The sequence below is a fragment of the Flavobacterium sp. FG68 genome (genome assembly GCF_057808895.1).
In genome coordinates this window covers 1-12978 of sequence record NZ_JBMDIY010000039.1, presented here as the reverse complement: position 1 = coordinate 12978, position 12978 = coordinate 1, and the positions used below count along the sequence as shown (strand labels likewise).

General features: G+C 34.0%; 10 protein-coding genes. 9 read left to right on the top strand and 1 reads right to left on the bottom strand.

Annotated elements, in window-relative coordinates; genetic code table 11:
- Nucleotides 1-3: 3 nt before the first annotated feature.
- Nucleotides 4-2520: a type I DNA topoisomerase gene (topA, locus tag ACODSB_RS20505; protein WP_488938384.1), complete on the bottom strand. Its 2517-nt coding sequence runs from the start codon at nucleotides 2518-2520 to the stop codon at nucleotides 4-6.
- A 705-nt stretch (nucleotides 2521-3225) separates the two neighbouring features.
- Between topA and miaB the strand changes: the two genes are divergently transcribed.
- From miaB to ACODSB_RS20460, 9 genes are all read left to right on the top strand, one after another.
- Nucleotides 3226-4671, top strand: coding sequence for a tRNA (N6-isopentenyl adenosine(37)-C2)-methylthiotransferase MiaB (gene miaB / locus ACODSB_RS20500; protein ID WP_488938383.1), 1446 nt, complete (start codon nucleotides 3226-3228; stop codon nucleotides 4669-4671).
- Between the two features lie 85 nt (nucleotides 4672-4756).
- Nucleotides 4757-5128, top strand: coding sequence for a GxxExxY protein (locus ACODSB_RS20495; RefSeq protein WP_488938382.1), 372 nt, complete (start codon nucleotides 4757-4759; stop codon nucleotides 5126-5128).
- Nucleotides 5129-5263: 135 nt separating this feature from the next.
- Nucleotides 5264-6526: a sigma-54 interaction domain-containing protein gene (locus ACODSB_RS20490; RefSeq protein ID WP_488938381.1), complete on the top strand. Its 1263-nt coding sequence runs from the start codon at nucleotides 5264-5266 to the stop codon at nucleotides 6524-6526.
- A 98-nt stretch (nucleotides 6527-6624) separates the two neighbouring features.
- Nucleotides 6625-7131 (top strand): LptE family protein, encoded by a 507-nt coding sequence (locus tag ACODSB_RS20485; RefSeq protein WP_180860013.1) that lies wholly within the window; start codon nucleotides 6625-6627, stop codon nucleotides 7129-7131.
- A 103-nt stretch (nucleotides 7132-7234) separates the two neighbouring features.
- Nucleotides 7235-8941, top strand: a complete 1707-nt coding sequence (locus ACODSB_RS20480) for a tetratricopeptide repeat protein (RefSeq protein ID WP_488938380.1) — start codon at nucleotides 7235-7237, stop codon at nucleotides 8939-8941.
- Between the two features lie 4 nt (nucleotides 8942-8945).
- Nucleotides 8946-9284, top strand: a complete 339-nt coding sequence (secG, locus tag ACODSB_RS20475) for a preprotein translocase subunit SecG (RefSeq protein ID WP_073488821.1) — start codon at nucleotides 8946-8948, stop codon at nucleotides 9282-9284.
- A gap of 141 nt (nucleotides 9285-9425) precedes the next feature.
- A complete protein-coding gene (locus tag ACODSB_RS20470; RefSeq protein ID WP_012023920.1) occupies nucleotides 9426-9701 on the top strand; it encodes a co-chaperone GroES in 276 nt (91 codons plus the stop codon).
- 85 nt (nucleotides 9702-9786) lie between these two features.
- Nucleotides 9787-11415, top strand: coding sequence for a chaperonin GroEL (gene groL, locus ACODSB_RS20465; protein WP_053470637.1), 1629 nt, complete (start codon nucleotides 9787-9789; stop codon nucleotides 11413-11415).
- Nucleotides 11416-11715: 300 nt separating this feature from the next.
- On the top strand, nucleotides 11716-12918 hold the full coding sequence (locus tag ACODSB_RS20460) for an alkaline phosphatase family protein (protein WP_488938379.1): 1203 nt from the start codon (nucleotides 11716-11718) through the stop codon (nucleotides 12916-12918).
- Nucleotides 12919-12978 lie beyond the last annotated feature (60 nt).

Below are 12978 nucleotides of genomic sequence, written 5' to 3'. Positions count from 1 at the left end.
TCTTTATTTCTTTTTTGCTGCTGTTTTTTTTGCTGGTACTTTTTTTGCTGCTGTTGTTTTCTTAGCAGCGGTTTTTTTAGCCGGTGCTTTTTTCTCGATCATTTCCTGAACTTCGGCCAATGTTAATTTTGTTGCATCAACATCTTTGCTTAACTCAATTTTGATTTTACCTTTAGTAATAACCGAGCGTCCCCAGCGCGCTTTTTCAACCAAAATTCCTTCGTCTTCCCAATTGTGAAGAACCTTATCTATGTTTTTTTGTAATTTATCTTCAATTAACTCCTCAACATCAGCCTGAGATAAATTATCAAAATTGTATTTTTTACTCACATTTACAAAAAGACCATTCCATTTAATGAAAGGACCAAAACGTCCCACACCTTTTTGAACGGCTTCCCCTTTGTAAACCGCAATTGGAGCATCAGCAACAGCTTTTTCATCAATTAATTCCTGAGCTCTTTCTTTAGTAACACTTAAAGGATCTTCTCCTCGAGGTAATGAAATAAATACACTTCCGTGACGAACATAAGGACCGTAACGACCGTTGCTTACTTCTACTTCTTCTCCTTTATAATCTCCTAAAGTTTTAGGAAGCAAAAATAAATTCAAAGCTTCTTCAAGCGTAATATTTCCAATATTTTGATCTGCCATTAAGCTGGCAAACTTTTTATCTTCATCGTCTGCTTCTCCAATTTGAGCCATTGGTCCAAATTTTCCTAAACGAACAGAAACCTGTCTTCCGTCAGCATCTTTACCAAGAATCCTTTCACCACTTTCACGTTCAGCATTTGCCTCAACTTCTTTTACATTTGGGTGAAATTTATTGTAAAAATCCTGCATCATGATTGCCCAGTCAATATTTCCTTCGGCAATTTCATCAAAATCCTGTTCTACTTTTGCAGTAAAATTATAATCCAGAATATTTCCAAAGTTCTTTACTAAGAAATCTGTTACGATAGTTCCAATATCTGTTGGAACTAATTTTCCTTTATCTGAACCTGTGTTTTCTTTTAAAACCTTCTCTCCTACTTTACTGTTTTGCAAAGTAAGCTGCGTATATTTACGTTCCTGACCTTCAAGTGTCCCTTTTTCAACATAATTTCTGTTGATAATTGTAGAGATTGTTGGTGCATAAGTAGACGGACGTCCAATTCCAAGTTCCTCTAATTTTTTCACTAAAGATGCCTCAGTATATCTTGAAGGCGGTCTTGAATATCGTTCTGTAGCTGTAATATAATTGTTAGCTAGTTTTTCGTTTACTTTTAATGCCGGAAGCATTCCTTCTTGTTCTTCTTCGTCATCATCATGGCCTTCAAGATACACTTTTAAGAAACCTTCAAAAAGTAAAACTTCTCCCGAAGCTGCAAAAATTTCACTGTGATTATCAGCTTCAATTTTCACGTTTGTTCTTTCTAATTGTGCATCGCTCATTTGAGAAGCCAATGTTCTTTTCCAGATCAAATCATACAAACGAGCCTGATCACGATCAATATTTACAGTATGACGTGACATATCAGTTGGACGAATTGCTTCGTGCGCTTCTTGCGCTCCTTTACTTTTTGTTGCAAAAGTTCTCGGTTTTGAAAACTCTTTTCCGTATGATTTTATGATTTCAGCTTCAGCCGCGTCCATTGCATCTTTTGAAAGATTCACCGAGTCAGTTCTCATATAAGTAATAAGTCCCGCTTCGTACAAACGCTGTGCTAACTGCATCGTGATTCCAACTGGCAAATACAATTTTCTTGCTGCTTCCTGTTGAAGCGTAGAAGTCGTAAAAGGTGCTGTTGGTGATTTTTTGGTAGGTTTAGTTTCTAAATCAGCTACCGTATATTTTGAACCGATGTTTTGATTTAAGAAATCTTCGGCTTCTTTTTTAGTATTGAAATTTTTAGGCAGTTTTGCTTTGAAAGCTTTTCCTGCTTCGTTTACAAATTCGGCAACAATTGAATAGGTTGCAACAGCATTGAAACTTTGAATTTCGCGTTCTCTCTCCACAATCAAACGTACAGAAACAGACTGTACACGACCAGCAGAAAGTCCTCCTTTAATTTTTCTCCACAAAACCGGAGATAATTCGTAACCCACTAAACGATCCAGAACACGACGTGCCTGTTGTGCGTTTACTAAATTATAATCAATTTCCCTTGGATTGTCGATTGCTTTAAGAATCGCAGATTTAGTAATTTCATGAAAAACAATTCGCTTTGTTTTTTTTGTATCCAGTTTCAGTTCTTCCGCCAAGTGCCATGAAATAGCTTCTCCTTCGCGGTCCTCATCACTTGCTAACCAAACCATTTCGGCATTTTTAGATAGTGTCTTAAGTTTACTTACCAAGGCTTTTTTATCCGGAGAAACTTCATATTTAGGTTTAAACCCATTCTCTACATCTACCCCTATTTCCTTTGATGGTAAGTCGGCTATGTGACCATAACTTGACTCCACCTGAAAATCGCTCCCAAGAAATTTCTCGATCGTTTTCGCCTTTGCAGGTGATTCCACTATTACTAAATTCTTTGCCATTGCTCTTATTTTCTGCAACAAAAGTATTTATTTTTTTTAAATATTAACCTCGCGATTGAATTTTTGAGGTATTTTGATATTATGAAACTTAAAATTGCAGATTTATCTGTAATATTCTGTAATATATATATAGGTATAACTTTTATAGGATTATGACCGTCAAATTCTTTTATTTTAGATTGTTGATTTTAGATTTTAGCTTTCTCATGAATCTTAATTCATTTCTATTAATATAAAATCTAAGCGCTAAAACTAAAAATTTAACCGCAAAATTCACAAAGGTTTACGCAAAGTTCGCAAAGATTTAATGTAAGCTGAAAATTCAGTGCTATTTAAATATTTTAGATTGTAGAATGTAGATTTTAGATTACTCCATAAATCGATTTTCTTTATATCAATCTAAAATCTTCTTCCTAAATCTAAATTTTAACCGCAAAGTTCACAAAGTTTTTACGCAAAGTTCGCAAGTTTTTTTTCTGAGCTGAAAATTCAGTACAAAGTCCGCAAAGCTTTGAGAATCATTTTAATCTTTTTAATCTGTGGCTATTTAAATATTTTAGATTACTGATTTTAGATTTAAGATTTCTCACAAATCGATTTTCTTTCTATGAATCTGCAATCTAAAATCTAAAATCTAAAATTTCTCCTCTGCCATCTTGTCATATTGACTGTATTTACGCTATCTTTGCACTTTGAAATTTTACAATGGAAAAGATTATTGAAGAAAGTAAACAAGGCGAAAGTCTTGTTTTAGAAAATAAACCTGAGAATACTAAAAAACTATTTATAGAAAGTTACGGTTGTGCGATGAATTTTTCGGACAGTGAAGTCGTAGCTTCCATTTTATCTGAGGGCGGATATAATACAACTTCTATTTTAGAAGAAGCTGATTTGGTTTTGGTTAACACTTGCTCAATTCGTGATAAAGCAGAACAAACTATTCGTAAGCGTCTTGAAAAATACAATGCGGTAAAACGCACGAACCCGAAAATGAAAGTAGGCGTTTTGGGCTGTATGGCGGAGCGTTTGAAGAGTCAGTTTTTGGAAGAAGAAAAAATAGTGGATCTTGTTGTTGGCCCTGATGCTTACAAAGATCTTCCAAATTTATTAGCAGAAGTTGAAGAAGGCCGTGACGCTATCAATGTTATTTTATCAAAAGAAGAAACTTACGGAGATATTTCGCCAGTTCGTTTAATGAGTAACGGAATTACTGCTTTAGTTTCAATCACTCGTGGCTGCGATAATATGTGTACGTTTTGCGTTGTGCCTTTTACACGCGGACGTGAGCGTAGTCGTGAACCTCAAAGTATTATGACCGAAATTCAGGATTTATGGAATAAAGGTTTTAAAGAAATTACGCTTTTAGGGCAAAACGTTGACAGCTACCTTTGGTACGGCGGCGGTTTGAAAAAAGATTTCGTAAACGCTTCAGATATGCAAAAAGCGACTGCTGTTGATTTTGACCAATTACTTGAAATGGTTGCTGTTGGATTCCCTAAAATGCGTATCCGATTTTCGACTTCAAATCCGCAGGATATGCACGAAAGCATCCTGCATGTTATTGCAAAATATCCAAATATTTGTAAACACATTCACTTACCTGTTCAATCTGGAAGTAACCGAATTTTGAAAGAAATGAATCGTTTGCACTCTCGTGAAGAATATATGGCTTTGATTGATAAAATCAGAGCGATTGTTCCGGATGCTTCGATTTCGCAAGATATGATTGCCGGTTTCCCAACTGAAACTGAGCAAGATCACCAAGATACGATGAGTTTGATGGAATATGTGAAATATAATTTCGGTTATATGTATTCGTATTCTGAACGCCCGGGAACTTTGGCCGGAAGAAAAATGAAAGACGATGTTGAAGAAGAAACGAAAGCCAGAAGATTACAGGAAATTGTTGATTTACAGCAAAAACACGCTTGGTTTAGAAGTGAGGAATTTGTTGGAAAAACAGTTGAAGTTTTAGTAGAAAAAGTTTCTAAAAAGTCAAAAGACGAATTCTCCGGAAGAAACTCTCAAAGTATTACGGTTGTTTTCCCGAAAGAAAATTATAAAATTGGTGATTTCGTAAACGTAAAAATCACAAGCTGCACTAGTGGGACTTTAAAAGGTGAAGCTGTAGGTTTGAGTGAAATGAATTAAGTTAGTTTGCCACGAATTACACAAATTTGCACGAATTTTCTTTCTTTTATTTTATGATTCAATAAATTTGCTTAAAAAGTAAATTATGGAATTATATAGAAAAGAAGAATATTTTAAAATTGTTGGCATTTGTATGGAAATTCATAGAATCCTTGGTGGAGGACTTCTTGAAATTGTTTATAAAGATGCTTTAGAATATGAATTTAAAAAGCACAATATTCCTTTCGAACGAGAAAAGGAGTATGATATTCAATATAAAGACATTGTTTTAGCACATAAATTCTATGCTGATTTTGTTGTGTATGATGAAATTATTCTAGAAGTTAAAGCATCAAAAGATATAATTGATGAATATACAGCGCAAACAATTAATTATTTAAAACTGGCAGATAGTGATTTAGGAATTATTGTTAACTTTAATAAAAAGTCATTACAGCATAAAAGAGTTATTCATTAAGCCGATTTCAAAAAATTTGTGGAAATTCGTGAAATTCGTGGCAAAAGAAAAAATTATAAGCCGGAGTTTAAACGTTAAAGGCAAAAGGGTAAAACCTGAAACCTGAAACAAATAAAAACTTGAAACAAAATATACATGGAAACAGTTCAAGCAATAAAACAACGATTTGAGATTATTGGTAATGATCCAAAATTAAATCGTGCCATAGAAAAAGCCATTCAGGTTGCTCCAACTGATATTTCGGTTATGGTAACTGGGGAAAGTGGTGTTGGTAAAGAAAACATTCCCAGAATTATACATTCGCTTTCACACAGAAAGCATGGTAAATATATTGCAGTAAACTGCGGAGCGATTCCGGAGGGAACAATTGACAGTGAACTTTTCGGACACGAAAAAGGTGCTTTTACAGGCGCTACAAGTACACGTGAAGGTTATTTTGAAGTGGCCGACGGCGGAACCATCTTTCTTGATGAAGTGGGTGAATTGCCATTAACAACTCAGGTTAGATTACTGCGTGTTCTTGAAAATGGTGAATTTATAAAAGTAGGTTCGTCTCAGGTTCAAAAAACTAATGTTCGTATTGTAGCGGCAACAAACGTAAACTTGTTTAATGCAATCGAAAAAGGAAAATTCCGTGAAGATTTGTATTATCGTTTAACAACAGTCGAAATTACATTGCCGCCTTTGCGTGAGCGAAATGAAGATATTCATTTATTGTTTAGAAAATTTGTGGCCGATTTTGCGCACAAATACAAAATGCCTCCATTAAAATTAGATGATGATGCGGTAAATGTGCTTCAAAAATTTAGATGGAACGGAAACATTCGTCAGCTTCGAAATGTGGCTGAACAAATTTCGGTTTTAGAAACCAATCGTGATATTTCGGCTTCAACTTTATCCTCATATCTTCCATCAGAAGGAAGCAATTTACCATCTGTAATAAACGACACGAAAAAAGACAGCGATTTTAGTACCGAAAGAGATATTTTATACAAAGTGCTTTTTGATATGAGAAGTGACTTAAACGATCTGAAAAAGCTTACTTTGGAATTGATGAAAAACGGTACTTCAAAAATGCAGGATATTAATCCGAATTTGATTCAGAAGATATACGGGTCGCAGGAAAACGACAGCGAAATTGATTTTGAAGAAGAACCAAGAACAGCGGTTATGACACCAACCGTTCGTGAAGAAAATTACCACCAGCAGATTCCGGAAGATAATTATTTATTTGCCGAGACTATTGAAGAGGAAGAAATTCTGCGTTTAGAGCAAAAAGAAATCGAAATGATCAAAAAATCATTAGAAAAAAACAAAGGAAAAAGAAAAGCCGCTGCAGATGAATTAGGAATTTCTGAAAGAACTTTGTACCGAAAAATTAAACAATTCGACTTGTAATTTCTTGTAAAGAAGTTAAAACTCAAAAATGTTTTAAACGAATTGAATATCTTTGGCCTAAACGCCAGCAAACTGGCGAAGTAATCTTATAAAATAAAATGAAACACTTAAAATATCTTCTAATTCTTTTAATTGCAACAACTTTTAGCGGTTGTGGATTTTACAATTTTACTGGTTCAACAGGGCAAATCGATGCTAAAACATTTCAGGTTAACTTTTTCCATAATAATGCTGATTTGATTGAACCTGGAATTGATAGAGATTTTACGCTGACATTGCAGGATTTGATCCAAAATCAAACGAATCTAAACTTGGTTAGTAATGGCGGGGATTTGATATATGAAGGAGAAATTGTAGATTACAGAATTACGCCAATGACAGCAACAGCTGATCAGCAAGCGGCACAAAACCGTTTAACAATACGTATTAATGTAAGGTTTACCAATAAAAAGAAAGAAACTGACGATTTTGAGAAACCTTTTGAATTTTACTATGATTTTGAAGGAAGAGATCTTCCAACCGGATCTACTTTAAATACAGCCATTAAAACGATTTACGAAAGAATCACACAAGATATATTTAATGAATCACTGGCAAAATGGTAAAAATGTTTATTTGTGGAATCGGTTAATTGTTTAATCGATTTAAAGCAATTACACAAATAAACGGTTAAACGAATAAACACAAAAAACGATTAAACAATAAAAAATGAACGTTACTGATTATACATACTTAATGAACAAACCTGATGCTATTACAGAAAATCAGGCAGAAGCATTAGGAAGTGTTTTGAATGAATTTCCATATTTTCAAAGTGCCAGAGCGCTTCGATTAAAAGGACTTTACAAACAAAACAGTTTTAAGTATAATTATGCATTAAAAGTAACGGCGGCACATACAGCAGATCGTTCGGTCTTGTTTGATTTTATAACTTCTGAAACTTTTACTTCTATTCAGAATGATTTTTACGATCAAAAGCTAAGAGAACTTTTAGAAATAAAAGTATTTGACAGCGAAGTCGTTACTTTTGAACCGGTTGTAAAAATCCCAGAAATCCGAATTGACCCAATTGAACAATCTATTCTAAAATCAATTAAAGAAGCGACAACTGTTGTTTTTGAAGAGCCTTCTAAAATTGAACAAAAAACAGCTGAAGTAATTATTGAAGAATCACCTTTAGCACAAACAGAAGAAATTGAATCCAATACTTTTGAAGAACCTGCAAAAGTTCAGGAACAAACAATTGAACATATTGCAGAGCCATCAATTGTAATTCCTACGGAAGAAGAAATACTCAGCACTTTTAAAGAGGTAACTGATGAGGAAACTGCTGAAGATTTACTTACAGAGAAACCAATTGCTATTATTAATGAAGAAGAAATATTCAACTCTTTTAAAGAAGTAACTGAAGTTGAAGAAAAAACAATTGAGCCGGAACTTATAGAAGAACCAATCTCAGCATTTGAAGAAGAAAAAGCTGAAAGTTCTTTTAATGAACCAGCTGAAATTGAAAATATAACTGTTGAAGCAATTGTTAATGAATCTGTTCTAACTCCAAGCGAGGAAGAAATATTGGATACTTTTAAAGAAGTAACCGAAACAAAAGAAGAAACTATTGAATCTGAAACAGAACAAACTATTTTAACTCCAAGCGAAGAAGAAATACTAAATACATTTAAGGAAGTACCAGAAGTTGAAGAAAAAACAACTGATACTATCATCGAAAAACCTGTTACAAAAATAACTTTCTTTGATGAAGTAGTCGAAGACGATGAAATTGAGGAAGTTCATGTTGATCCAATCGAAGAATCTATAATAGTTTCTATTAAAGAAGCATCAACAGTAACTTTTGAAGAGCCAATAATTGCTGAAGAACCAAAAGCCGAAACAGAACTATTAGAATTTGAAATTCCTAAAATTGAAGTTTCTGAATCTGTAAAAGAAGCAGAGGAGAATTTAGAAATAGGCAAACCAATAGATTTTGTACGTGAAAAACATTCTTTTCAGGAATGGTTACAATTAGCTAAAGCAGAACCTATTGACAGAAGTTCAGATGCTCCAAAAGATGCAGAAACCGATGAAAAAAAAACAACTGAAGTGACTGAAATAGTTTCTGTTGAGGAAGAAAAGAAGAAAAAGGCAGAAATAATTGACCGTTTTATTGAAACAAATCCAAAAATTTCTCCAATAAAACCAACAATGTCTACTCCTCCTATTTCTTTTAATATTAATGAAGAGGAGAATTCATACCTAATGACAGAGACTTTGGCCCGTGTTTATTTGGAACAAAAAAAATATACAAAGGCCATACAAGCATATGAAATATTAATTTTGAAATATCCAGAAAAAATTAGTTTCTTTGCAGACCGCATTTCGGATATAAAGATTTTACAACAAAATAACAATAACATTTAATACAATGAGCACATTTTCAATTTTCTTAGTTTTAATCACAATAGTTTGCTTTCTATTGATCGTAGTAATTATGGTACAAAACCCTAAAGGTGGAGGATTATCTTCAACTATCAGTGGAACTCAAATGTTAGGCGGTGTACAAAAAACAACTGACTTTTTAGATAAAAGTACTTGGACACTAGCTACTATTTTGATTGCTTTAATCCTGCTTTCAAGCTTAAGCTTCACTGGAGCTCTAGGTGATACAGGATCTAAAATTATTGATAAAACAGAAGCGCCTGCGTCTACACCAGCTGCGCCAGCTCAACAAACTCCTGCTCCGGCAGCACCTGCAGCAAAATAATAATTTTGATATAAATTAAAATGCCAGCCTGTCAAAGCTGGCATTTTTTTTAGGAAATAATGTCAGTTTACAGAGCATGGCACAATTTCTGAAAGTTTATTGAACATTAAAAAACGTATAACTTAATATAATATAAAAATCATGGCTTTAAACATTAAACCGCTTTCAGACCGCGTACTTATTGAACCTGTTGCAGCTGAGACTAAAACTGCTTCAGGTATTTTTATTCCAGATACTGCCAAAGAAAAACCACAAAAAGGTACTGTTGTAGCAGTTGGAAACGGATCTAAAGATCATACTATGACTGTAAAAGTTGGTGATACAGTTTTGTACGGTAAATATGCCGGAACAGAATTGAAATTAGAAGGAACTGATTATTTGATCATGCGCGAGGATGACATCTTAGCGATAATCTAAAAATAATATGTATCAGGTTGTAAGTATTAAGAATTAAAACTAAAGAAACTTGAAACAAATCAAACTTTAAACAAAAATTAAAAAAATGGCAAAAGATATAAAATTTGATATTGAAGCACGTGACGGATTAAAACGTGGTGTTGATGCATTAGCAAATGCTGTAAAAGTAACGCTTGGACCAAAAGGTCGTAATGTAATTATTGGAAAATCATTTGGTGGACCAACAGTTACTAAAGATGGTGTTTCGGTTGCAAAAGAAATCGAATTAAAAGACCCATTAGAAAATATGGGCGCACAAATGGTTAAAGAAGTTGCTTCTAAAACCAATGATTTAGCGGGTGACGGAACTACAACTGCTACAGTTTTAGCTCAGGCAATCGTAAAAGAAGGTCTTAAAAACGTTGCTGCAGGTGCAAATCCAATGGATTTGAAACGCGGTATCGATAAAGCAGTTGAAGCTATCGTTGCTGACCTTGCAAAACAAGCTAAAGTTGTTGGAAGCGATTCTGATAAAATCAAACAAATTGCTTCTATCTCGGCAAATAATGACGAAGTTATTGGTGAATTAATCGCTACTGCTTTCGCAAAAGTTGGAAAAGAAGGAGTTATCACTGTTGAAGAAGCTAAAGGAACTGATACTTTCGTTGACGTTGTTGAAGGAATGCAGTTTGACAGAGGATATCTTTCTCCTTACTTCGTAACAAACCCAGAGAAAATGGAAGTTGAATTAGACTCTCCATACATTTTATTATACGACAAAAAAGTATCTTCTTTAAAAGAATTACTTCCAGTTTTAGAGCCAGTTGCACAATCAGGAAAACCATTATTGATTATCGCTGAAGATGTTGACGGAGAAGCTCTTTCTACTTTAGTAGTAAATAAATTAAGAGGTGCTCTTAAAATTGCTGCTGTAAAAGCTCCAGGTTTTGGAGACAGAAGAAAAGCAATGTTAGAAGATATCGCAATCTTAACTGGTGGAACTGTAATTTCTGAAGAAAGAGGTTATACACTTGAAAATACAACTATCGAAATGTTAGGAAACGCAAAAAGAGTTTCTATCGATAAAGACAACACAACTATCGTAAGTGGTGCTGGTGAAGCTGATATCATCAAAAACCGTGTAAACCAAATTAAAGGTCAGATGGAAACTACAACATCTGATTATGATAAAGAAAAATTACAAGAGCGTTTGGCTAAATTAGCCGGAGGTGTTGCAGTTCTTTATGTTGGTGCAGCTTCTGAAGTTGAGATGAAAGAGAAAAAAGACAGAGTTGATGATGCATTACACGCAACTCGTGCTGCTGTTGAAGAAGGAATTGTTGCTGGTGGTGGTGTTGCTTTATTAAGAGCAAAAGCTGCGTTAGCAGACCTTAAAGCGGATAACGCTGACGAAGCAACTGGAATCCAGATTGTTTCTCGTGCAGTTGAATCTCCATTAAGAACTATTGTTGAAAATGCAGGTCTTGAAGGTTCTGTAGTTGTTGCTAAAGTTTCTGAAGGTTCAGGTGATTTTGGATACAACGCTAAAACTGACGAATATGTAGATATGCTTACAGCTGGAATTATCGATCCTAAAAAAGTAACTCGTGTGGCTCTTGAAAATGCTGCATCTGTTTCTGGAATGATCTTAACTACAGAATGTGCATTAATTGATATTAAAGAAGAAAGCGCTGGTGGAATGCCAATGGGTGGCGGTATGCCGGGAATGATGTAATCGTTCTTTTCTTAAAACTTAAAACGCCAGATGAATGTCTGGCGTTTTTTTTGTTTTTGTTTGCCACAAATTACACAAATTTTCACGAATTATTTTTTTTTAGCCACAGATTAAAAGGATTCTCACAGATTATAATCTTTTTAATCCTTTTAATCTGTGGCAAACTTTTTCACACATAGCATTCGTGAAAATTCGTGCAATTCGTGGCAAACCTCTTTTTAAATTTATAATTGTTTAACATTCTGTTTTTGCTCTTAAAGGCGGTTATAGGTAAATTTGTGAATTCAATAAAATTCAATAATGAAAAAGCATTTTACCTCACTTCTATCTTTAATTTTCCTTTTACTTTCTTTTGTTTTACAAGCCCAATCTAGTAAAGACGCTTATGTAGTTTTAGTCTCTATGGATGGATTTCGCTGGGATTATCAAAAACAATTTAATCTTCAAAATTTAAAGCAAATTGCAAAAGAAGGCGTTCATGCAAAATCAATGAAACCTTCTTATCCGAGTAAAACTTTCCCTAATCATTATTCGATTGTAACGGGACTTTATCCAGATCATCACGGAATCATTAATAATGTTTTTTATGATGCATCACTAAACGAATCGTTTTCATTATCATCCAAAGCAAAAAATGATTCTCGTTTTTATGGCGGAAATCCAATTTGGAATGTCGCTGAGCAGCAAGGTGTAAAAGCGGCATCATTCTTTTGGCCGGGATCTGATATTGATAAAAGGAATCCAAGTTATTATAAAAATTACGATAATAAAATTCCATATGGAGCGAGAATAGACACCGTTTTAAAATGGTTACAGCTTCCGGAGAAACAACGTCCGCATTTGGTGACTTTGTATTTTGATGAACCAGATCATACGGGACATAATTTTGGTCCGCTTTCTCCTGAAAACAAAAAAATGGTTATCAAAATGGATTCTATTATGGGAGAATTGTCTAAAAAACTAGATCAATTAGCCATCGGAAAACAAATCAATTTAATTATTGTTTCAGATCACGGAATGGCCGATATCAGCAATGATAAAAAAGTAGCTGTTCTGGATTATCTAAAACCGGAATGGCTGGGTTACAAAGATGTAATTAATCCAATTATGAGTCTTCAGGCAAAAGCAGGTTTTCAGGATTCAATCGCTAAAGCTTTAAAAAAAGTACCGCATATCAAATTTTGGAAATCAACAGAAGTTCCGAAGAGATTACATTATGGAACAAATCCGCGAGTTCACGATTTTGTTATTGAAGCAGATAAAGGATGGAGTTTAGTTGGTAAAGAAAGTACACACATAAATGGTGGTACACATGGTTATGATAATGACGAAAAAGATATGCATGCTATTTTTTATGCCAAAGGCCCAGCTTTTAAAGTAGACAAAATTGTCCCAACATTTCAAAATGTTTCTGTTTATCCTTTAATCGCTCATATTTTAGGCTTGCAGATTAGCGAAATTGACGGGAAGTTGAGTGATGTAAAAAACATGCTGAAAAATTAATTATAATGACTAGTCCTAAATAATCGATACAGATTTAATTAGACAAAAATATTTAATTAA